Origin of the sequence: Phaeodactylibacter sp., assembly GCF_022763345.1 — a bacterium.
Taxonomy (GTDB): Bacteria; Bacteroidota; Bacteroidia; order Chitinophagales; family Saprospiraceae; genus Phaeodactylibacter.
The window spans coordinates 1-22,831 of the sequence record NZ_JALEGS010000040.1 but is presented as its reverse complement, the minus strand read 5'-3'; the positions used below and the strand labels follow the sequence as shown (position 1 = coordinate 22,831).

The 22,831-nt window shown below is 49.8% G+C and carries 20 protein-coding genes; 8 read left to right on the top strand and 12 right to left on the bottom strand.

All coding sequences use genetic code 11. From position 1 onward, the window contains the following. Nucleotides 1–30 precede the first annotated feature (30 nt). Nucleotides 31–915 carry a DNA/RNA non-specific endonuclease gene (locus tag MRY86_RS10775; protein WP_293567497.1) on the top strand — a complete coding sequence of 295 codons (885 nt, stop codon included), beginning with the start codon at nt 31–33 and terminating at the stop codon, nt 913–915. A 5-nt stretch (nt 916–920) separates the two neighbouring features. Then, nucleotides 921–2,468, top strand: a complete 1,548-nt coding sequence (locus tag MRY86_RS10770) for a helicase HerA-like domain-containing protein (RefSeq protein WP_293567495.1) — start codon at nt 921–923, stop codon at nt 2,466–2,468. Nucleotides 2,469–2,489: 21 nt separating this feature from the next. Here MRY86_RS10770 and MRY86_RS10765 read toward each other — a convergent pair whose 3' ends face one another. Further along, complete coding sequence (locus MRY86_RS10765) at nt 2,490–3,047, bottom strand: DUF255 domain-containing protein (RefSeq protein WP_293567493.1); 558 nt, start codon at nt 3,045–3,047, stop codon at nt 2,490–2,492. Nucleotides 3,048–3,146: 99 nt separating this feature from the next. Beyond that, entirely contained in the window at nt 3,147–4,205 is a 1,059-nt protein-coding gene (ribD, locus tag MRY86_RS10760; protein ID WP_293567491.1) for a bifunctional diaminohydroxyphosphoribosylaminopyrimidine deaminase/5-amino-6-(5-phosphoribosylamino)uracil reductase RibD, read from the bottom strand. A gap of 212 nt (nt 4,206–4,417) precedes the next feature. On the opposite strand from ribD, the gene MRY86_RS10755 reads away from it, so the two are divergent. Beyond that, nucleotides 4,418–4,990: a hypothetical protein gene (locus MRY86_RS10755; RefSeq protein ID WP_293567489.1), complete on the top strand. Its 573-nt coding sequence runs from the start codon at nt 4,418–4,420 to the stop codon at nt 4,988–4,990. Here MRY86_RS10755 and mnmD read toward each other — a convergent pair. The 3 genes from mnmD to MRY86_RS10740 are packed head-to-tail and all read right to left on the bottom strand — an operon-like array spanning nt 4,977 to nt 6,195. Beyond that, a complete protein-coding gene (gene mnmD / locus MRY86_RS10750; RefSeq protein ID WP_293567487.1) occupies nt 4,977–5,654 on the bottom strand; it encodes a tRNA (5-methylaminomethyl-2-thiouridine)(34)-methyltransferase MnmD in 678 nt (225 codons plus the stop codon). The two genes, MRY86_RS10755 and mnmD, sit on opposite strands and share 14 nt — an antisense overlap. A 34-nt stretch (nt 5,655–5,688) precedes the next feature. Further along, nucleotides 5,689–6,036 (bottom strand): bacillithiol system redox-active protein YtxJ, encoded by a 348-nt coding sequence (gene ytxJ / locus MRY86_RS10745; protein WP_293567485.1) that lies wholly within the window; start codon nt 6,034–6,036, stop codon nt 5,689–5,691. After that, nucleotides 6,037–6,195, bottom strand: a complete 159-nt coding sequence (locus MRY86_RS10740; protein ID WP_293567483.1) for a hypothetical protein — start codon at nt 6,193–6,195, stop codon at nt 6,037–6,039. A gap of 303 nt (nt 6,196–6,498) precedes the next feature. Here MRY86_RS10740 and MRY86_RS10735 point away from each other — a divergent pair, with 303 nt between their 5' ends. Further along, entirely contained in the window at nt 6,499–7,485 is a 987-nt protein-coding gene (locus tag MRY86_RS10735) for a pyruvate dehydrogenase complex E1 component subunit beta (RefSeq protein WP_293567481.1), read from the top strand. Between the two features lie 90 nt (nt 7,486–7,575). After that, a complete protein-coding gene (locus MRY86_RS10730; RefSeq protein WP_293567480.1) occupies nt 7,576–8,334 on the top strand; it encodes a sulfite exporter TauE/SafE family protein in 759 nt (252 codons plus the stop codon). Nucleotides 8,335–8,635: 301 nt separating this feature from the next. Here the strand turns inward: MRY86_RS10730 and MRY86_RS10725 are convergent, their stop codons facing one another. The 4 genes from MRY86_RS10725 to MRY86_RS10710 all read right to left on the bottom strand — a co-directional run bounded on the left by MRY86_RS10725 (nt 8,636) and on the right by MRY86_RS10710 (nt 15,038). After that, complete coding sequence (locus MRY86_RS10725) at nt 8,636–10,075, bottom strand: efflux transporter outer membrane subunit (RefSeq protein WP_293571437.1); 1,440 nt, start codon at nt 10,073–10,075, stop codon at nt 8,636–8,638. After that, nucleotides 10,065–13,313 carry an efflux RND transporter permease subunit gene (locus MRY86_RS10720; RefSeq protein ID WP_293569207.1) on the bottom strand — a complete coding sequence of 1,083 codons (3,249 nt, stop codon included), beginning with the start codon at nt 13,311–13,313 and terminating at the stop codon, nt 10,065–10,067. The genes MRY86_RS10725 and MRY86_RS10720 overlap by 11 nt, the downstream gene beginning before the upstream one ends. A 27-nt stretch (nt 13,314–13,340) precedes the next feature. Continuing rightward, a complete protein-coding gene (locus MRY86_RS10715; RefSeq protein WP_282784961.1) occupies nt 13,341–14,429 on the bottom strand; it encodes an efflux RND transporter periplasmic adaptor subunit in 1,089 nt (362 codons plus the stop codon). Between the two features lie 255 nt (nt 14,430–14,684). Further along, nucleotides 14,685–15,038, bottom strand: coding sequence for a hypothetical protein (locus MRY86_RS10710; protein ID WP_293569204.1), 354 nt, complete (start codon nt 15,036–15,038; stop codon nt 14,685–14,687). Between the two features lie 180 nt (nt 15,039–15,218). On the opposite strand from MRY86_RS10710, the gene MRY86_RS10705 reads away from it, so the two are divergent. The 3 genes from MRY86_RS10705 (at nt 15,219) to MRY86_RS10695 (ending at nt 18,560) form a co-directional block, all read left to right on the top strand. Next, the gene (locus MRY86_RS10705; protein WP_293569202.1) at nt 15,219–15,776 is read left to right on the top strand and encodes a hypothetical protein; all 558 of its coding nucleotides are present in this window, start codon (nt 15,219–15,221) and stop codon (nt 15,774–15,776) included. 157 nt (nt 15,777–15,933) lie between these two features. Next, nucleotides 15,934–17,589: a SulP family inorganic anion transporter gene (locus MRY86_RS10700; RefSeq protein WP_293569200.1), complete on the top strand. Its 1,656-nt coding sequence runs from the start codon at nt 15,934–15,936 to the stop codon at nt 17,587–17,589. Further along, entirely contained in the window at nt 17,589–18,560 is a 972-nt protein-coding gene (locus tag MRY86_RS10695) for a bifunctional 2-polyprenyl-6-hydroxyphenol methylase/3-demethylubiquinol 3-O-methyltransferase UbiG (RefSeq protein WP_293569198.1), read from the top strand. The genes MRY86_RS10700 and MRY86_RS10695 overlap by 1 nt, the downstream gene beginning before the upstream one ends. On the opposite strand, the gene MRY86_RS10690 is transcribed toward MRY86_RS10695, so the two are convergent. The 3 genes from MRY86_RS10690 to MRY86_RS10680 form a co-directional block, all read right to left on the bottom strand. Next, nucleotides 18,557–19,939 carry a tagaturonate reductase gene (locus tag MRY86_RS10690; RefSeq protein ID WP_293571436.1) on the bottom strand — a complete coding sequence of 461 codons (1,383 nt, stop codon included), beginning with the start codon at nt 19,937–19,939 and terminating at the stop codon, nt 18,557–18,559. The two genes, MRY86_RS10695 and MRY86_RS10690, sit on opposite strands and share 4 nt — an antisense overlap. 7 nt (nt 19,940–19,946) lie before the next feature. Next, nucleotides 19,947–20,870, bottom strand: a complete 924-nt coding sequence (locus MRY86_RS10685; protein WP_293571435.1) for a sugar phosphate isomerase/epimerase — start codon at nt 20,868–20,870, stop codon at nt 19,947–19,949. Nucleotides 20,871–21,394: 524 nt separating this feature from the next. Next, on the bottom strand, nt 21,395–22,831 hold a 1,437-nt coding region (locus MRY86_RS10680; protein WP_293571433.1), incomplete at its 5' end, for a T9SS type A sorting domain-containing protein.

Below are 22,831 nucleotides of genomic sequence, written 5' to 3'. Positions count from 1 at the left end.
AACTACTACTTTTGGAATAAAAAACAAAACATGGCAAAGTTCAGGAGCAATCATCAGCGCCGGGGCAAGGGGAGCACCGGCATGGTGGCTAAGGTAGGGATTTTCAGTGCGCTGATTGCCGGGCTATTTTTCATCTTCAATTTATTCACCGGAGCGCATTTTGAAACCAACCCTGCGGACCCTGAGCTGTCCTACTTTTTGCCGAAAGGCGGTAGGGGAGTCGTGGTGGCGCAAACCACTTATGCCTTATCATACAATGAGTCGCACGAACAGGCGGAGTGGGTGGCCTACAAGCTGTCTGGCGAAATGCTTCGTGAACCTTACGTGGATCGTACAGATGACTTCCGTCCTGACCCTGCCATCGCTACCGGCTCCGCCCATCCCAATGACTACCGGCATTCCGGCTACGACCGAGGGCACTTGATACCAGCTGCAGACCGGGCTTACAGCAAGACAGTCATGTCCGAAACCTTTCTGATGAGCAATATTTCTCCTCAGGCCCGTCAGTTCAATGGTGGCATATGGCGGGAACTCGAGGAACTGACCCGGGAGTGGGCCAAAGATGCAGGTGAACTGTACGTTGTGACGGGCCCCTTACTGGACATGGAGCCGAAGGGCGTTATTGGCAACAACGAAGTCACCATCCCCGGCGGATACTTCAAAGTGTTGCTTGATCTCGAAGAGCCACAGCTCAAAGCCATCGGATTTGTGCTCCCGAATACCATTTCCTACGAGCCTTTGTATAAATTTGTGGCAACGGTAGATGAAGTGGAGGCGATGACCGGGCTGGACTTCTTTGCCGGTTTTCTGCCGGAGGAGGTGGAAACGGAACTGGAAGCCAAAGCAGATATTGACCTGTGGCCGCTGGACAAAGACAAATTCAGAAAAAGAATCGAAAACTGGAACAACCGATAAGCAATATGTCAAAGCACGACCAATTCCGACAAGTTATAGAAGAAGGCTACACTTTTGAGGGAGCGAGCATCACCCTGGGCGGTGCCATGCTGGATGGGGCATGCCTGACCAACGCCCTGGTCCGCGTACCATTGGAGACCCTCAACCGGCACGGGCTGATCGCGGGCGCTACGGGCTCGGGCAAGACCAAAACCCTGCAGATTATTGCGGAACAGCTATCGGCTGAAGGTGTACCGTCTTTGCTCATGGATATCAAGGGCGATTTGTCGGGCATTGCGGTGCCCAGTGGCGGGCACCCCAAAATTGATGAGCGACATGCGCAGATCGGTTTTCCGTTTGAGCCCGGTCAGAGCCCGGTAGAGTTCCTCTCTTTATCAGAAGAAAAAGGCTTGCGCCTGCGGGCAACGGTACATGAGTTTGGTCCCGTATTATTCTCTAAAATTCTTGACCTGAACGATACCCAAAGCGGGATTACAGCCGTGCTCTTCAAATACTGCGATGACAACCAGATGCCACTGGTAGACCTGGAGGATTTTAAAAAGCTGCTGCAGTATTCCACCAATGAGGGCAAGGACGAAATGGAATCCCTCTACGGGCGTATTTCCACCGCCTCCGTTGGCGCCATTATGCGGCGCATCGTGGAGTTAGAACAGCAGGGGGCAGACCGGTTTTTCGGAGAGCGCTCTTTTGATGTGGAGGATCTCTGCCGTATAGATGAGGAAGGCAAAGGTATGGTTTCTGTTATCCGGCTGACGGACATACAGGACCGCCCGAAGCTGTTCTCCACCTTTATGCTGCAAATCCTGGCAGAAATCTATGCTACTTTCCCGGAAGAAGGGGATATGGACCGGCCAAAGCTTGTGCTTTTCATTGATGAAGCCCACCTGGTCTTTGAGGAAGCATCAGATGCGCTCCTGGACCAAATCGAGGTCATGGTCAAGCTCATCCGCTCCAAAGGTGTCGGTTTGTTCTTTGTCACCCAAAACCCTGCCGATATTCCGGATGACGTACTCGGACAGCTGGGCTTGAAAGTACAGCATGCCCTGCGCGCCTTTACCGCAAAGGACCGCAAAGCCATCAAGCTTGCCGCTCAGAATTATCCGGAGTCAGATTACTACGATGTGGCGGAGGTCGTGACCAAGCTGGGGATTGGAGAAGCCCTGGTCACTGCTCTGAACGAAAAGGGCATCCCTACGCCATTGGCACACACCCTGCTGCGTGCACCACAGTCCCGGATGGATGTACTGACCGAAAAAGAAATCGACAGCATCATCCGGAAATCACGAATTGCTGATAAGTATAACGAAGAAATAGACCGGGAGTCTGCCCATGAAATCCTGACCGCGAAAATCAAAGCCGCCCAGACTGAAGAGCGGCAGGAAGAGCTAAAATCACAGCAGGAGAAGGCCACTAAAACCTCCTCCCGACGGGCCCAGAAAAGCATGTTTGAGAAAATCCTGAACAGCCCGACTACGCGGCAGATTGGGCGGACGGTCGCAAGGGAGCTAACGCGGGGGATACTTGGGGTATTGGGGGTAAAAAAGCGCCGGTAGCGCCGGATGAGAATACCGTAGTTAATCCTCTTTTTTGATCAGCTTAGGCGCGTAGTCGCGTTTAAAGGCCGACCATGGGGTTTCCTTGTAGTAGTCCTCTGCAAAGTAGGTCAGAATACGCTCGAATTCTTCCGGGGATTTATAGCCGACAATGGATTGAATGACTTCCCCTTGCTCATCCATAAAGACGACAGAAGGGAAGCTCATACGGCCCCGAAGCAGCTCTGCCGCAAACTGATGATAGCCGCGTTTGCCATCTTCGACAAAGGTGTAGCTTTTATCTTTGTAGTCGATACTTGCTTTGCGCTCCGCATTGAGGCGCACCGGATAGAACTTATCGTTGATGTAGGATGCAATAGGGGATGCGTTAAAGGTAATGGTATCCATTCTTTTGCACCAGGTGCACCAATCGGTATAAATATGCAGCAGGACCTTTTTGTCTTGCTGTTCAATATGCGAAACAGCCTCCTCCCAGCGCATCCACCTGACCTTATCGCCCGGTGCAGCAGCCTGCTGAGGTGCAAAACTCATGGCAGCGAAGGCCAGGAAGAAGACAATAATGCTCCGATACTTACTCATAGATGTCAATAATTTGGCGTTTACCCGTGACAAACTTCACAACAAACAAACAAAAATTGCCCGGTTCTTATGTCGACAGCCCGGTCCTTTAAAGGAAGTTTAACGAATTTGCGGGCGATAAAACAGGCTTACCTTATCACTTCCCAGGTCATAAGTGGAAACAGGCCCGACAGGCAGGTGCGGTGCCCGCCGCCCCGATGGCAAATAGGATGCTGCTGTCAGAATGAGGGCTTCATCCCACAGCCCCTGATCAATAAAGGCTTGCAGGGTCTGAATACCTCCTTCCACCATAAGTGTACTCAGTTTCAGGTCATGGAGTTGATGCAACAGAAAGGGGATAGAGCCTGCTGTTTCCGGTATCTCAATACATTGCACCGTTTCTGGCAAATTCGCCATTTCAGGCAGCCCCTGCGCCCGGAAGAGCAGGGTAGGGGCGCCATCGGTAAAAATGCGGAGGTTGGAGGGAAGATTGCCTTTCCGATCGATCAGCACACGTACAGGCGAGCGCCCGTAGTACAACCGGTTACTGAGTTGTGGGTTGTCTGCTAAAGCCGTATTGGCACCTACAAGAATAGCGGAGGCCTCACTGCGCCATTTGTGGACAAGGCGTTTGGTGCAGGGGTGGGTCAGCCAAAGCTGCTGATTGTTCTCCGGGGCAAAGATGCCATTGGCGGATTGGGCATACTTGAGCTGTATGTAGGGGCGGTACTCAGTGACAAAAGTATTCCGGGCCTGACTGAGGCGTTCTCCCTGCTTCTGAAGCACGCCAGCCTTAACTTCTACGCCAGCTTTTCGTAGCCGGTCCAGCCCACTGCCATTAACCCCGGGGGTTTGATCTACGCTCGACACGACTACCCTTGGGATACCTTCCCGCAGGATCAGTAGGGTACAGGGCGGGGTGTTGCGGTGGATATTGCAGGGTTCCAGTGAAACATAAAGGGTGGACTCCCGAAGCAAAGGGCGGTCAGCCGGGGTGACACTCTTAACGGCATTGACTTCCGCATGGGCTTCGCCGTAGGCCCGGTGATAGCCTTCTCCGATAATCCGCCCTCGGTGCACGATTACCGCGCCAACCATTGGATTAGGGGAAGTGGAGCCCGCTCCAAGCCGGGCCAAATCAAAGCAACGCTGCATAAAATGCTCATCGCGGTGGTCCATGAAGGCTGATTTTTCGCCAAAAGTAAGGATATCCTGTATTTAGAGGAATTAATCCGGCTTTGGCTTTTTAGTTTTTGGAGAATTGCTTTATTTTAGAGGACGTAAAGGTTGGTCTCAAACCTTTTGGAAACTCCCTGATTACTAAAACTATATTTGCACGCTCGCGTTTTTCCCAAAACGACGTGCACTTGTAGGCCAAAAAACCATCTGTTTTGCTGTACAAAGTCAAACTGAAAAACTCAGATGACTCAGTGTTAGTTGATGCTCCAGTCTATGAATACCTGACCACGGACACTTACCTGGTTAAGGTCAACTTCATCAACAACCTGAGAAAGCACTCTAGTGGTTGCGCGGTCTTCCAGAAAACCTGGAAAAAGGCAGACGGGAAGTATAAAACGGAAACCATTTACCTCCATAAACTCATCGCAGAGCGATTCCTTGCCCACGAAAAAACAACAACCTCTAATCTTGTAGGTACCAAAAACGGCAACAAACTCGATTGCAGACTGGCCAATATACAATACCGTTCCAGAAGTGTGGCCAGCCGGAAGCGTAAGACAAGCAGCAAAGCCGGCTACACTGGCGTTTATCAGGAAAACAACCGGTTCCGGGCAGTTATTTCCATCAACCGGAAATCGGTGCATATTGGTATGTTCGATACCGCTGAAGAGGCTGCACTGGCCTACAATAAAAAATCAAAAGAATTATACGGGGAGGAGGGCAAAATTAACATCATCAAGCCCAAGCGAAACCGGGAACGCACCGATGATGCTACGCCGGAGTGACCTTTAGCCCTCTTGTCATTTCCCGCTTACCCGGTGGCCCGGGCAACGCTTCGATAGTGAACCCGAGGCTTTTCAGGCAGCGTTTGACGGCTCCCTTAGCGCAGTAAGTCACAAATACGCCATCTTCCCTTAGTCCGCGGTACATGCGCCCCAGCACTTCTGCTTCCCAAAGCTCCGGTTGGGCATTGGGCGCAAAGGCGTCGAAGTAGACGACGTCAAAGGTGGCTGCTTCCTCGAAGGCCTCAAATGGGGTATGGCGTTTTTCAAAAGTGAAGTAGGGCGTGATGTCTACCGGTTGGCCCCATTCGGAATGATGAATCTGGTGCAAAACAGCGACCGCTGATGCTCCCAGATGCTCGGCGTAATTTAGAGTGTCTGCCTGCGCTGTACTGAGTGGAAAGGCTTCCAGCGCTACGTAACGAATGTGCTTTTGCACTTTTTCCGCCTCAAGGCAGGTCAGCAGGGCATTAAGACCGGTGCCCAGCCCGGCTTCCAGTACGGCGACCTGTTTCAGCGCCTGTAGCCTGGGGTATAATCCGGATTGCAAAAAAACGTGGCGGGATTCCTGTATTGCTCCGTATTTGGAGTGGTAAGAAACCCCAAATTTTTCTGAGAAGATAGAGTCAGAGCCGTCCTGTGTCTTTATAATTGATAAGTCTTCCATAGCCTTGCAACGCATTTTAATACTCAAATTCGAATCAGGCTCCAACCTGTGATGCAATATCGGGAGCGCTAATGCCCAGGTGGGAGGCATCGTAAACACACCTGCCATCCTTTATTAAGAGGACCTGTGGGGACTCATGCCTGACGCCAAATTGCTCCGCCACGGCGTTGGATAAATCTCGGTGGGCGATTAGATCAAGATGGTAGGGCAGAATAGTATTATCATTCAAAGACCAACCTTTACTCAGGCGGTTTTGCGCAAGCGAACTTATCGAACAGCGGGTGCTGTGCTTAAAGATCAGGCAGGGGACAGACTTGGAATGCTCAATGATTTCCTCGATCTGACTGCGGGATTGCAATTGCAGCCAATTGATTTTGCTCATTTATCCTATGTAGTTGATGACGGTAATAACCGTATCAACAACCGTAGTGAGGGCATCGTTCAAGGAAAAATTATTTGGGCATCCGTAGCCGCGGTTGCAGGAGGACAAAGCAGTGATGGCAACAACTGCAAGGGCGGTGTTTTTGACGATCTTTTTCATGGCTTCTTGTTTTCCGATTGATTTTTGATATTCATGGGATGGAACGGAAAAGCAAAGATTGCTATTATTCCAACGCCCGCAAAATTACGAATTTCTTAGCTTATTAGCCTTACTGGCGTCAGGTTATCCGATTCTTTAGTAGAACAAGCCTGCGGCAGAATTGTTAAAATGGGGAAATTCTGAGATGTTGCAGCTGTTTTTTGCAGTTTCATCAGATTGCTTATTTTTGCCGGACCGATGGGATGATGTCTGAACATTAGCCCGGATTAACAACTCACAAAATCACTCAATTAAAACATAAAAATGGCAAAGACACTGGCATTACGTGACGCACTCAACGAAGCGATGTCTGAAGAGATGCGCAGAGACGAGAATGTCTTCCTGATGGGAGAGGAGGTAGCCGAGTATAATGGTGCCTACAAAGTCAGTAAGGGCATGTTGGACGAGTTTGGCCCAAAGCGGGTTATTGATACACCGATTGCCGAACTGGGTTTTGCAGGTATTGGCGTTGGTGCAGCGATGAACGGGCTGCGCCCCATCGTTGAATTCATGACCTGGAACTTTGCAGTCCTGGCTTTCGACCAGATTGTAAACAACGCCGCCAAGACCCTTTCTCAGTCAGCCGGCCAGTTCAAATGCCCCATCGTCTTCCGTGGCCCATCGGGCAGTGCCGGGCAGCTGGCACAGCAGCACTCCCAAACTTTCGAGAGCTGGATGGCCAATGTACCGGGGCTGAAAGTTATTTCCTGTGTTGACCCTGCTGATGCCAAGGGGCTGTTGAAGTCTGCTATCCGTGATAACGATCCGGTATGTATGATGGAATCTGAGATGCTATATGGGTACGAAGGCGAAGTGCCGGAGGAAGAGTATCTCATCCCGATCGGCAAGGCCAGAGTGCACCGTGAAGGTTCCGATATTACGCTGGTGACTTTCAACAAAATGCTGCTGCCCACACTGGAAGCCGCAAAAGCGCTGGAAGGGGAAGGCATTTCTGCGGAAGTGATTGACCTGCGGACCATCCGCCCGCTTGACCACGCTACGATTGTGGAGTCTGTGAAAAAGACCAATCGCCTGGTCGTGATTGACGAAAGCTGGCCATTTGCCGGTGTTTCAGCAGAAATCGCCTACGAAATACAAAAGTACGCCTTCGACTACCTCGACGCACCGGTAACCCGGGTGAACGCAGCAGACACTTCTCTGCCTTACGCGCCCACACTGGTAGAGGCTTATCTGCCTAATGCCGATAAGATCGTAAAGGCCGCCAAAGAAGTCCTTTACATCAACGCATAAGCCCTCGCGGCACGAAAAAACCAAGCCGGTTGTTTTCCCTGACGGGAAACGACCGGCTTGTTGTTTAGGGTGTATTCCAAAGTGAAAATGATGAGTGAGATCTGGCAGCAGTTTGATTCCGATCAGTGGATGGTGCTATTTATTGCCGCGTTGCTGATTGGTATGGCCAAAGCAGGCATTAAAGGGCTGGGCATGTTTATTGTGCCCATGATGGCGGCTGCTTTCGGAGGTAAAGCCTCTGTGGGGCTTGTCCTTCCCATGCTTTCGATGGCCGATATATTTGCAGTCAGTTACTACAACCGTCATGCCGAATGGCACTACATCAAACGGTTGTTGCCGATGGCCGTAGTGGGCGTGCTCATTGCGATTGGGGTGGGCTACTACGTAAATGATGCAGTATTTACGGATATGATCGCCGTTATTATCATCGGTAGCCTGGTGCTGCTGATTTTGCAGGAACGCACGAGCTTTTCCTCCTTCATGGCCAGCAACAAATACGTTGCGGGGGTTTTCGGCGGGCTGGGCGGGTTTACCACCATGATTGGGAATGCAGCCGGGCCGGTAATGGCCGTTTACCTGCTGTCCACCCGGATCCCCAAAAACAACTACATCGGCACTGCAGCCTGGTTCTTTATGATCATCAATCTTTTTAAGTTCCCCTTTCATGTTTTCGTATGGGGGACCATCACCTGGCACAGTTTTCGAGCCAACCTTTTGGCGCTGCCTGCCATTGTGCTGGGCGTGTTCATCGGCATCCTAATTGTGAAACGGATTCCCGAACTGGCGTTCCGCTACTTTGTAATCGTGATGACTTTTATCATTTCCTTAAAGCTTTTGCTAGGGTGGTAGTGGCAACATTTCGGGTGCCACAGGCGTTCAATAGTTGTTTCCTAGAACATCCTTTGAATAATCCCATGATTACGAGCATCATTCTTGCGGTCCTGCTGACCCGCTCCAAGAAAGTTCAGCAGTTTGTGAAGTTGAATTTGCCGCGCGTGCATGCCTATCTTAAGGAACGCGTTAAGTTTTAAAATCATTTTGACTTCCCGGCATTGACTGCCCACGCCTCAAAAAGAGGCGTCACTCCCTTTACCGGGAATGACGCACTCCGTGATTTGGTTAAGGCTGTTCTTTAAGACAAGCAGTTCACTTAACGCCAGCCACCGCCCAAAGTGCGGTAAATAGCCACTTTAGCCTGCAGCTGTTCCAGTCTTGTTTCCATTAATTCCATTTTAGCATCCAATACTTCCTCCTGAGTAAGGAGTACTTCCACATAGTCAGCACGGGCATTGCGGTACAGGCTGTTGGCAATGCTTACTGATTTGTTCAGAATGTCCACTTCAGCCGTTTTGGTATCGAAGCTTTTGGAATAATTGTTAAGCTTGTTAAGCTGATTCAGCAAGTCGGTGTAGGCCGACAGGACGGTTTGTTCATAGGCATAAACGGCCTGAATCTGTTTCGCAGTTGCCATATTGTACCTCGCCTGAATGGCTTTCTTGTTTATCAGAGGTGCCATGAGGTCTCCAGCCAGGTTAAAAACGATAGACTCCGGGCTGGCCAGAAACTTGGGATTGAATGCCTGAAAGCCGAGCCCGGCAGTAATGTCCAATCTAGGGTAGAAGTCGGCCCGGGCTACATCAATATCCAGATTTGCTGCCGCCAGCTCATATTCTGCCTGACGGATATCCGGCCGGTTTGCCAGCAACTCAGCGGGGACACCAGCCTGAATACTGTCGAGCGGCATATCCATAAAGGACTGGGGGTTCCTGGCCACCTCAGAAGGGTAACGCCCTGCCAGAAAGTTAATCCGGTTTTCAGCTTCCGTAATCTGCTGCTTAATAGCGTACTGCAAGTTCCGGGTATTGAGTAGCTGTGCTTCGAAACGGTTAACAGCAAGCTGGGTGGCGCGGGCGTTTTCCTTTTGGAGCTTCACCTTACTAAGTGCATCCTGCTGTAGTAACAGGTTATCGTTAATGATTTTGAGCAGATTATCCAGGGCTAGCAGCTCATAATAGGTCTCCGATATCTCTGCGACGAGATTGGTAACCAGGAAATTACGACCTTCAGTAGCAGCAAGGTAGCGCAATTGAGCTGCATCCTTTGCGTTGCGCAGCTTTCGCCAGATATCCACTTCCCAGGTAGCCACAGCGCCCAGCTGAAAGTCACCGAGCGGTTCCGGGAATGCTTTTTCAGGCTCAATATCCAATTGCTCTTCCACTGCGCCGGCTCTGGTATAACGCCCGGGCTTTTCCGCGCCTATACCGGCTCCCAGGCGGACAAAAGGAAGGTATTCCCCTTCTCTTTCCAGTACCTCATTCTGACTGACCTGAATTTCCTGTAGCAGGATATTCAGTTCCTGATTGTTTTGCAGTGCCGAGTCAATAAGAGTAATCAGATTGGGGTCGTCAAAGTAAGCCCGCCAACTTATGGTGGCAATATTTATGCTATCTTTAGCAAGCGACGGCTCGTATTGATCAGGAAGCGTTTGGCTCACCGGCAGAAGTGCCTTTTCTGGTACATTGCAACTCCATGCAATGCTGGCCAGCACCAAAAATATGCCGATTCTGTAAAAAATATGGTTAGTTGTCATTTTTATTATTTTTTCGGTTCCGTGCCTTCAGCAAGACATCCAGTTTGGTCAGCTTCTTCAAAAGAGAAGCCTGAGAATGCGCCTCCATGTACTCCTCTGAAAGAGAAGAGTGCGCCTCGTCGCGGATCAGATCTCTTCCTTCCACCAGTTTGGCAAAAGCGAAGTAAAGTCCCGGGATTATCAGGACACCAAAGATGGTACCGAAGAACATTCCACCCAGGGAGGCAGCACCAATAGTGCGGTTGCCTACCGCGCCGGCACCATGCGCCAGCACGAGTGGTATCAATCCGGCGATAAAGGCAAAAGAGGTCATGAGAATGGGGCGGAAGCGAGCTTTAGCTCCTTCCACAGCAGCATCAAAAATGGAAGCGCCTTCGTTGTGCTTCTGTACTGCAAATTCTACAATCAGTACGGCGTTTTTGCCCAACAGGCCTACGAGCATGATCATACCGATCTGTGCGTAGACGTCATTGGCCAGCCCCATCGCTTTGAGCATAAAGAAGGTGCCAAAGATTCCAACAGGCAGGGAAAGTAGGACGGCAAGTGGAAGCACAAAGCTCTCGTACTGCGCTGCCAGGACCAGGTAGACGAAGAAAATGACCACCAGAAAGATATACAAAGCTTCATTCCCCCGGCTGGCTTCATCATAAGATAATCCTTCCCATGCAATATCATAACCCCGGGGCAGGGTTTGCTCAGCCACTTCTGAGATGGCTTTAATGGCGTCACCTGTGGTAAATCTGGCAGAGGGCAGCCCCCTGATTGCAGCGGAGTTGTAAAGGTTGTAGCGTGTGATCTCGTTGGGGCCCTGGGTTTTTTTGAGCTTCAAAAAAGCAGAGTAGGGGACCATTTCTCCGGCTTCATTTTTCACAAACCACTCCTCCATATCGGAGGGGTAGCGGCGGTATTCCGGTGCAGCTTGCGTGTAGACTTTGAAAAAACGCCCAAACCGGATAAATCCCTGCTCGTAGGTACTGCCAATCAGAATATTAAGGTTTTCCATAGCAGCGCCAATAGACACGCCCTTCTGCATAGCTGCCTGATTGTCGATCTCCAGTTCATACTGCGGATAATTGGCCGCATAAAAGGTGAATAAACCAGAAAGTTCCTCCCGCTCTTTCAACGCTTTAAGGAAGTTTTGATTGATCTCATCAAACTCCTGATAATCAGTGGAGTTGGTTTTGTCCAGCAAGCGGAAGGAAAAGCCCCCGGAGGAGCCAAATCCAGGTACTGCCGGTGGCTCAAAGTACTCGATAATAGCGCCGAGGTCTTTCGTCTCCTCTTCGAGTTCCTCCATGATTTCGTGGACGTTCTTGTCCCGCTTTGACCAGGGTTCGAGGTTGATAAGGCAGGTGCCGGCGTTGGAGCCCCGGCCTTCCGTCATGATTTCGTACCCTGCCAGTGAGGTTACGGATTCAATTCCGTCAACTTCTTCAGCAATAGCCTGAAGTTTACGGGCCACCTCATTGGTTATTTCCAGTGTGGAGCCCGGAGGGGTTTGTATGATCGCATAGATAGTCCCCTGATCCTCATTGGGGACAAAACCGGCAGGTAGGATTTTGTTTTCATAAACAATACCGGCAATGAACAGGGCCAGCACGCCAAAGGTGACCACCCGCCTGGCGACTACCTTGTTGAGCACGCGGACGTAGAAGCCTGTACCTTTGTCAAACAAACGGTTGAAGCCATTGATAAAGCGGTCAAACAGTGAATTCTTTCGCTTGCCATGGTTGTTTTTGAGGATAATGGCACAGAGGACGGGCGTTAAGGTAAGGGCAACAAGACCAGAGATTACGATAGAGCTTGCCATCGTGATGGCGAATTGCCGGTAGAAAACCCCTACCGGCCCTGTCATAAATACAATCGGCAGGAATACCGATGCCATAACGAGGGTGATAGCAATAATGGCGCCGGTTAGTTCCCCCATTGCTTTTTGTGTAGCCTTGTAAGGAGAGAGCGAAGGGTCTTCCTCCATTTTTGCATGCACGGCCTCCACTACCACGATGGCATCATCCACGACCACCCCAATGGCCAGGACAAGGGCAAAAAGTGTGATAAGGTTAACGGACATGCCCGCAAGGTTGATAAAAAAGAAGGCTCCAATGAGGGAGACCGGCACAGCAAGGATAGGGATGAGGGTGGAGCGCCAGTCGCCCAGAAAAATAAATACCACAAGTGCTACCAAGAAGAAAGCATCGCGTATGGTATGTATGACTTGCTCGATAGAGGCATCCAAAAACCTGGATACATCATAGCTATACTGGTATTTGATGCCAGCAGGGAACTCCTTTTCCAGTTCAGCTATTTTGGCTTTGACCTCTTCAATTACATCGCTACCGTTGCTCCCCAGAGTCTGCTTAAGTACGATGGAAGAGGAGGGCTTGCCGTCCAGGTTGGAGTAGATATCAAAAAACTCACTGCCCAGTTCTACCTCAGCAATGTTTTTAAGTTTTATCTGCTCGCCCTCTTCCGTACTTTTGACGATAATCTCTTCATACTGTTCAGGGGTGTTGTAGCGGCCAGGGTAAGTGAGCACATATTCCAGGGATTGCGCTGCTTTGCCCGAACTGCGTCCCAGCCGGCCCGGCCGGGCAATCAGGCTTTGTTCCTCCATGGCTTTCAGGACTTCCTCTGCTGATATTTTGTAGGCGCGCATCCGGTCCGGTTTGAGCCACACCCGCATGGCGTATTTCCGGGAGCCCAGAATATTGGCCCGGGCAATCCCTTTTATCCGTTGAAGTTCCGGGATGACCTTGGTATAGGCATAATTGTACAGGAATTTTTCGTCAATGTTGCTGCCTTTATCGCTGTAGAGGTTGACATACAGCAGCATACTGGGCTGAATAGGGGTGATGATAACCCCTTCCCGCTGTACCAGGGGCGGCAGGTTAGGCATCACCTGGTCTACCCGTGTTTTGACACGGACTACCGCCTGATTGGGGTCGGTGCCGGGCTCAAATACGATGCGGATGGTCCCCTCACCGGCGCTCGTCGCATCCGAAGCGATATACCGCATGCCTTGTACACCATTAATTGCCGTCTCCAGTGGGATAAGCGTGGACTTGGTCAGCACATCCGCACTTGACCCCGGATAGGCAACAAAGATATTGACTGTTGTAGGCGCAATAGATGGGAATTGTGAAATGGGGAGCTGGAAAATCGAGAGCAGCCCCACAAAAACTATCGTTACCGATAATACAATGGCCAATACGGGCCTCTTCAATATATTTTGAAACATGGTTGTATACTTTTGACCTCAGTTTATTTACTCCGCGTGCAGCTCCAGTTCAGCAAATACCTTTGCAGCAGCTTTCTTTTCGTACTCGATATGGTCACCGTTCTGCACTTTCCGCAACCCTTCAATAAGGATCTGATCGTCCAGGCTCAGGCCATCTTTCACGACATAAAGGTGATTTAATTCCGCACCGACTTTGATTTCCTGTGAGCTGACATGACCGTCCTGACTGACCAGGAAGACATACTTTTTATCCAGAATTTCAAAGGTGGCTTTCTGCGGGATAATAACGACTTCACTGAGCTCCACCGGCCACAGGATATTTCCGGTTTGCCCGTGCCGCAGCAATCTGTCCGGATTTTGGAAGGTCGCCCGGAATGGGATAGTACCGGTTGCATTATTGAAGTCAGATTCAATCGCGGTAACCATGCCTTCGTGTTCGAACAGTTCGTTGTTGGCCAGTTTCAGTTTCAGTGAAGCAGGAGTGGAGGATTTGACCTGCTTCATATAATCGAGGTAGGTTGCTTCGGGAACGTTGAAGTAGACCCACATTTTGCTGTTGTCAGAAAGTGTAGTCAGCAATTCACCTTCATCCAGCAAACTGCCCAGGCGCACATCTTCAAACTGCCCGATAATGCCACTAAAGGGCGCACGAACCTCGGTAAAGTTGAGGTGAGCCTGCATAAGAGCGGAGTCAGCCCGGGCTCTTTGAAGATTGGCGTTTGCCAGCGCCAATTCATTTTTAGAAACGATATTGCTATCGGCCAGCACCTTTGTATTTTGAAACTCAATGGCTGCCCTTCCAACTTCTGCCTGCGCCTTTTGCATCTCGGCCTGATAAATGGTGGGCTGTATCTGAAAGAGCAATTGTCCCTTTTGCACGTACTGCCCTTCATCAACTAGGATTTTCTGAAGGTACCCCTTCTCCAGGGCCCGGAGTTCTATATGCTGATAAGCATGAATCTGGCTGACGTAGTTTTTGTAGTAGAGGGTGTCCTTTTTCATAGGGTTAGTCACTTCGAGTGTCCCTATCTCGTGTTTCTTATGCGTTTCATGTTCACAGCTGCTTAGGGCTATTACCGTAACAAGCAGGCACAGGAAAACAATCTTTGTATTCATGATTTTCAAACTTATAATTGTGGAAATACATCGCCACCCGCATCTTCCATCCGGAGGGCGGCTCAATTTTCTAAGCAAAAGCGGGTATGTTGACTACAGCGACAGATCGATAGCAGGTACGCCTGTCTGTTTCCATTTCAAACAATGTTTGAAATAGACCATAAAAGCTCCTGGCTTAATGGGCAAATGCACCCATCAAACCATGCCGGAGCCATTGGGGCACCTGCATACTGTAGGCGGTAGCCGTTGATCGGCCTAATTTCGAAATACCTGAAATAGAATGAAAAGGGGAGCGGAGCGGGAAAAAGCTAAGGTGCTTTCGGAGAGCAATAAATTGGTGAACGCTGATGAAGGTTCACGTTTGCTCAGAGAGAAGATCGCGCAATCAGCGACATCGCTGGTATGCGTTTCTTCGTCTTTTTCCTCTACAGACTCCGAGAAGAAGGGAACTACAGCGAGCCAATCGGAGGCAGAAGCTGTAGCTGCATATTCATCGTCTGCCGAGGCGGCAATCTGCATTCCTGCAACTTTGGCAACAGGCTTGGTGTCTGCCCCGAGAGACTGGGACAGGCTAAGCAAGACCAGGAAACAAAAATGAAACAGATTCATTTGAAATGTTTTAACGCGACAAATCTAGATCAATTTGTGACAAAAAACAATTCGATTGTTGAGTTTTTTACCTTTTTGCCCAAAATCCCGCCATCCTTTAGCCGCCTTTTGCGCTCCATGTGATTCATTTCACTTAACCTTAAGGCTGTTTTCCTTTGCTTTGTCAAAAAGCAATTAGACATGACGGTAACACGAATTATGCTTACAGTAGCAGTAGCTGTTTTGCTCGCCCAAAACGTTCAGGCACAGCACCATGAAGCCAATACGGCGCTCCATACCGGGCCAAGGGCGTATTCTGATGAGCCCCATTTCCGGTTTGCCTCATTTATCAGCCATACTTTTATTCCGGGCCTTTCGGATGGCGGCAGGATTGCCATTCCTTCCTACGGTGTGGATTTGGAGTATTGGTTCAATAACCGTTGGGGGGTGGGCTTGCACAATGATATTGAACTGGAGACTTTCATTGTAGAACGGGAAAACGATGAGTTCACAGAACGCCGTTTTCCAATTGTGACAACTTTAGATTTGCTGTATCACCTTAATTCCGGGATTGTTTTTGTTATCGGCCCGGGATTGGAGTTTGACATTAACGAACAGTTTATGTTATTCCGGATCGGTGTGGAGTACGAACTGGAGCTGGAGCACCACTGGGACCTGTATCCTACTATATTCTACGATATGCGAGCTGACGCTTTTACCACCTTCACGTTTGGCTTAGGCGTAGGAAAACGATTCTAGAAAAGCAGCAGAGGCAAGATGCCCCGTTTTTAAGCTTAGAAAAGCAATTAGGCAGCGATTTTTTCGTGGCATTTGGTCTTTCTGGTGCAATGGTCTACTTTTACCAGTGCATATTGAAGTGCAGGAACTGCCATCAATAAAAACACTTCAGACCAGCATGCCATTCAGACCTTTGTTTAGAAAACGGCCGCCTGCCCCTTCCCTTAAAGGTGACCTATCCGGAGCATTCCTGGCTGCCATCATTGCATTGCCTATGGCACTAGCCTTCGGTGTGCAGTCCGGGCTTGGTCCGGAAGCAGGCTTGTACACCGCCATTATCCTGGCTATTGTTGCCGGTATTTTTGGGGGTACAAACACGCTGATCTCTGATCCGACCGGCCCGATGACCGTGGTGGCTGCCACAGTGGTTACTACCGGCCTGGCGCAATCCGGTGGCGATTTGAGCAACGCTGTACCACTCATTATTGCGACTTTTCTGCTTGCTGCCCTGCTGGAGTTGCTGTTTGGCATTTTCGATTTTGGCCGCTTTGTGAAGTTTATGCCTTATCCGGTCTTATCGGGTTTTATGGCGGGCATCGGGTTGATCATCATTGCGGCGCAGATCTTCCCCATCCTTGGTCTGGATAATCCGGGCGGATTTTTAATCATTCTGACCAGTTTGGGTGGGGTAGAGATGGTGAATACACAGGCCATTGGGTTGGGCCTGCTTTCCATCGCTATCGTTTACCTTTTTCCCAAGCTTACCCGGCGGGTGCCTTCCATACTGGTGTCACTTATTGCCTGTACAGTTTTAGCTCTTGTGCTCAATCTGGATGTGCCCGTTATTGGTGAAATCCCGACCCAACTGCCCGCTCTTCAGCTCAACCGGCTGCTGGAACTGGAAGTTGGAGACCTTCAGTACATCATCACGCCGGCGGTCATGCTGGGTGGGCTGGGCGTCATTGACTCCCTGCTGACTTCAGTGGTCGCGGACAACCTGACCAAAACCAAGCACAACAGCCGCTGGACTATTATCGGGCAGGGGGCAGGAAATTTCCTGTCTGCTGCGTTCGGAGGACTGCCTGGGGCGGGTGCTACGATGGGTACGGTCACTAACATTAATGCCGGTGCCCAAACTAAGCGATCGGGCCTGCTGAAAGGGGTGATCTTACTATTGATTGTATTGACTACTGCGGATTACGTGCGCTACATTCCTATGAGTGTGCTGGGCGGCATATTGGTCACTGTTGGAGCGAGTATCATAGACACCAAGGGGATCAAAATGTTTTTCCGGATTCCGAAATCGGATGCAGCGACCTGGGCCATTGTCCTTCTCGTGACCCTCTTTGACAACCTGCTGAATGCCGTTGCAATAGGGTTTGTGGCTTCTTCAATTTTCTTTATGAATAAGATGAGCCGCTCTCTGACGTCCTCGCAGGAGTCAAAAACGCTTCAGGATTTCATGGGCGAAAGTCAGGCCATTCCGGGAGAGCTTGCAGAGCGGATTTACGTACAGTCGTTCGATGGCCCGATGTTTTTTGGATTTGCCAACCGGTACCGCGAACACTGCCACGACATCAAAGGTGTGGATGCAGTCATCATCCGGATGGAAAGAGTGCCGTTTATGGACCAAAGCGGAATGGTCACATTAGAAGATGTCATTACCGACTGGCAAAAGCGGGGGATTACCGTTTACATCACCGGGGCCAATGATCTGATCAAAGAGAGTTTTGCGCGGGTGCAGCTCCTTCCGGATGTCCTCGAAGAAGATCAGTTTTTCAACAGCTTTCAAGAGTGTGTAAATACCCTGAAAGCCGAAATGACGCTTTCTTAATGCCGTACATCACCACCGACGATTTCTCAGAAGCTTACTCCAAGCTTCGGCAGCGGGGGCTGGCCTTTTTAGCTTCCAAGTTTTCCTGGGCAGCCCGGGACCGTACGCGCAGTGCCTTTGATGAATTAGGGCTGCAGGCGGCCAATTGGTGGATCGTCCCTGCAGTCCGGAGACGCTGGAATAGCCTTATCACAGGGCAGCCGGAATTGCCCTATGAGCCTTATTTTATGCAGCAGCACCTAAACGGGAAGACTGGGCTGCGCATGCTCTCTATCGGATCAGGGATTTGCAGCCACGAAATGGTATTTGCTCAAAGCCCGCACTTCAAGCAGGTGGTTTGTGTGGACATTGCCGGCAATTTACTAAAGGCGGCAGCAGCCAAAGCCCGGGAGCTTGGGCTTGCCAATATGGAATTCCGGGAAGAGGACCTGTATAAAATGGATTGGCCTGAGGAAACCTACGATGTGGTGTTCTTTCACGCCTCGCTTCATCACTTTGAAGCAGTAGAAGACCTGTTACAGACCAAAGTACAAACCACCTTAAAGCAGGACGGGCTCGTCTTGATAAACGAGTACGCAGGCCCCAACCGGTTGCAGTATCCTAAGGCTCAAATCCGGGCGATCAATGAAGCACTGCAGCTCATTCCGGGGGCTTACCGCCGCCGCTTCAAAACAGATATACTTAAGCGGCGGGTTTCCGGACCGGGGCTTTGGCGGATGATCCTGGCAGACCCTTCAGAGTGCGTTGATTCGGAATCAATTATCCCGGCCCTGCACCGGCATTTTGAGGTGGTGGAAGAACGCCCTTACGGGGGCAACCTGCTGATGCTTGCGCTAAAGGATATTGCGCACCATTTTGTTGATACTCATCCGGAATCAGAACGGGTGCTGGAAAGACTTTTTGCTGCGGAAGATGCCTATCTGGAAAACCATGAAAGTGACTTCATCTACGGCGTTTACCGGAAACATTAGTCCAGCATCGACTGTAAATATTGGTGTACGCTTGCTGATAAGAACCGGATGTCCTCTCCCCATATACCTTTGTTAGACAATACTTTATCTACTATTAAATCCGGTGTTTCCAATGCCCAGCACGCCTCAAAAAACTTGACGGCCTCTTCGCTGTCCCTGGGCAGACCCGAAATATCGCCTTTGTACAACAGGATAAGCGCTGCCAGCGACTGGGCAATATGCTCAGGCAATGTATTCATTTTTTGATGATAGGCTATGGCCGTTGGCAGTAATCTGACCCTGAATTTGGAAGTGCTGTTCAGCGCAATGGCTGATAATTTGTGATGAATGTAGGGATTCCGGAAGCGGTCAAGGATGGCCACAATGTAATCCTGGATTTCTTGATTACTAAACGGCAGGGTAGGGGCAATTTCTTGTTGGAGCAGGTCGGTAAGCCAGGTGCCCCATTGTGGATGCTCTACAAATTCACGCACAGTCTGTACGCCATTGGTCAACCCGACCGGCACCATAGCGGTGTGCGCGCCGTTCAGCAACCTGACTTTGAGCGTGCGGAAGCGGTCCAAATCATCCGTGAAGACAACATTTTGCCCGGTTTGGTCAAAGGGAAGTTCCTGCTTCACCTGCTCCGTAGCTTCGATAGCCCACAGCAGGTAGGGCTCGGCGGTGACCAATTCGCGGTCTTCCCAACCGGTTTCCGCCCAGATTTCCGCTGCGTTAGCCGGTGTGCCCGGGACGATCCGGTCTACAAGGGTATTGCAGAAAATATTGTGGGTTTCAATCCAGGATTCAAAGGGCTCGCCAAGGTTCCAGTACCTGCTGTATTCTAGGATGCAATTTTTCAGTTCCTGCCCGTTTTGCTCAATTAATTCACAGGGCAGGAAGATCAATCCCTTGTCCTCCGCGCCTTCGAAGTGCTGAAAGCGATGGAATAGCCATTGCGTGAGCTTGCCAGGGAAGTCTTTTGCTGGGGCATCGGCAGGCATAGGCTCCTCGTGGAAGGCAATGCCTGCTTCGGTGGTGTTGGAAAGCACGAAGCGGACTTCAGGCAGGGTAGCGGTGGACATATATGCTGTCCAGTTTTGGTACGGGTGTATGATTTGCTGTATGCATTCCACCCGTTTGATCTCCCGGACCGGCTGCCCGTCTTGTATGCCTTGCGTCAGTACGTGAAAGAGCCCGTCTTGCTGACGGAGACTCGCGTAGTCGCCGCCCGCTGTAGGCTTTACCAAAGCTACACCACCGCCAAAAGCCGTCTCTTCGTTAAGGATTTGGATGAGGTAATCTGCGAATGCACGCAAAAAATTACCTCCTCCAAACTGAAGGACCCGAATAGGGTGGGCCGTTTCCTGGCCCACCGCAGCGCTGCTCAATATCTGCATCCAGCGTTTAGATTTTTATTTCCTTCAGGTAGTCTGCATCCGCTTTGGCGCAGTCTATCGGTGCACATTCATCGTAGCGTTCCTGTTCCACGATGTAATAAGCCATGCCTTGCTTCTCAGCGATATCCAGAATTTTTGGATAATCGATAGTGCCGTTGCCAAGGACGCAGGAAGCCGCGCGCTCGTCAGCTGGCACATCCTTCATTCGGTCCTTGACATGCGATAGCTTAAAGCGGCCGGGGTATTTCTCCAAATATTCAATAGGGTCCGCACCGCCGGTTACTACCCAGTAAATGTCCATTTCAAAGTCTACAGTATCAGGATCCGTATTTTCCATCATGTAATCCTGAATGATCTGCCCATCGAGTTCCTGAAAAGAATAATCGTGATTGTGGTAGCCAAACCGGAGGCCATATTTCTTGGCAATAGCGCCACATTCATTGAATTGGTCTACTACGCGCTTGTAATCATCAAGTGATTCCTTCATCCCGATGTAAGGGCAAATCAGATAAGGCATTCCGATTTCTCCGGCCTGCTGTGCTTTTTGCTCAAAATCTTTGTTGATGTCGCAATGAGAGGAAATGGCATCCATGCCCAGTTCATCGAGGTAGGCTTTGTACTCTGTATTGGTCATGCCCCAGAAGATGCCGTCTTTGCCTTCGTAGCTTTCAATTTGCTTGTAGCCAAATTCAGAGAGCGCTTTCAGTACGCCTTTAGGGTCGTCAGCGATGATATCGCGAAGGGTCCAAAGCTGTATACCGAATTTGTCGAGCTTATGACCTGCTCCTGCCATTTTCTCGGTCGCTGTTGCAGCATCCTCGCCGCCTGTTGCTCCATTTGCCGGTTCGCTGCTACAGCCATAATAGGGGAGTAGCGCGGCTGCTACTGCTGCCTTGGTAGATTGCTTCAAAAATTTTCGCCGGTCTTGCATAGGTGATGGTTTTGTTTTGAAAGAATGCGAAAAGATAAAAAATATGTGGCAGAGTAGATTATGGACCTTGGGAAGAATAGAACAGGGATTCCGCTTTCTCAAAACCCTATTTAACATAATATAAATTATAGGGTAAAATATAAGCAGAAAATAGCGCCTTAAAGCCGCCTGTAGCACTTTGTAAGCAAGCTGCGGAAGCATAGCGTCTGAGAACACTAAATACTTGTTCTTCTCAAACTGAATGAGTCGTTCAGCAGAATATCTCTCGCTTAAATTTACCGTACAGGCATTTCTAATGCTAAAATGTCAATTTGTGCCCAAAAAACTCAAAACTGAGCTGTTACGATGACTTCCAGGCTCGACTAGCATGACTTAGGCTGGGACGAACGCGCTTAAACTTCATTCGTTTTTTGCAAATAAAGTATAAACATTTTGTTTACCCCTACTCTAACTTGACTTATTTTGATTACAATAAAACATTGTGGACTTGTGTTGCAGATTACGCGTAATACCTCGTAAAATGCCTAAAGCTTCACTACCCTCGCTGCATGAACAGCATCCGCCGTAATCAGGTGAAGATGATACACGCCGGCGGGCAAAGCACTCAGGTCCAGTTCCTGCCCGGGGCTGTCATAGCGAGCGATGCGCTGACCCTGCGCCGTGTACACGACCACTTCTTTGGCGGTAACATTGCGCAGCTGCAGCAACCCATTGGTCGGGTTTGGGAACAGCTCGATATAGGTTTGGGATATGTCAGTGGCAGAGACCATGCATCCCGTTTCCACTTCATCGCGTGTCGTACAGCCCGTTGCGTTGCCACTTATATCAGCTGTATTCGTCTCTACGCCCAAGTAATTACAAATGCTCTCTATAGCGCAAATAGATAGCTCCGAGTTGTCTTCAATTCTGAGATCGGTAATCGTATTTGCATCAAGGTTCTCTAAGCCTGTTAAACTGATTAGGGCATCGTTGTTGCGAACGGAAAGAAGACTGCCGATGGAGCTGAGTTGCTCCAACCCCGTCAAACTCGTTAAGATAGTGTTTTCGATAATCGAAAAGACTCCCTCTATGGAGGTAAGCTGTTCCAATCCTGTCAAATTTATTAAGCTAGCGTTTTCTCCAATAACAAGGTTTCCGCCGATGGAGATGAGGCTCTCCAATCCGGTCAAACTCGGTAAAACCTCATTGAAGCGAATAAAAACGTTTCCGCCGATGGAGGAGAGTTGCTCCAATCCGGTCAAACTCGTTAAGGCAGCGTTTCCGCTAATCGAAAGGTCTCCGCCGATGAAGGAGAGCTGCTCCAATCCTGTTAAACTCGTTAAGACAGCGTTGATGCGAATATCAAGGTCTCCGCCGACTGAGGAAAGCTGCTCTAATCCGGCAAAACTCGTTAAGACAGCATTCCCGCTAATCCCAAAATCTCCGCCGATGGAGGAGAGTTGCTCCAATCCGGTCAAACTCGTCAAGGCAGAGTTATCCCTAATCAAACAAACCCCATCTATGGAGGTAAGCTGATCAAACTCCGTAAAACTCGTTAAGGCATCATTATAGTTAATGACAAGTCCTCCGCCAATGGAGTTGAGCTGTTCTAATCCCGTCAAACTGGTTAGGGCATCGTTGTTGCTAATAGAAAGGAATCCGCTGATGGAATTGAGCTGCTCCAATCCCGTCAAACTCGTTAAAACCTCGTTGTTGCCAATAGAAAGAAATCCGCCGATTGAGATAAGACTACTTAGGCCAGATAGGTCGGTAATATTAGTGGGATCTATGCTGGAAAGAGAGCCAATTAGCATATTTCCCGCTATTTCCGTACAGTTGGGATAGTCAGTCACAAAGGCATCCACCTCCGCCTGTGAGCTGAGGATGACATCGCCCGGCGGGCATTGTGCATTTAAACCATAACAAGCAAAAGCAGAAATTAAAATTGCAAAGTAGTGCTTCAACATGATATGAGTTTTCTT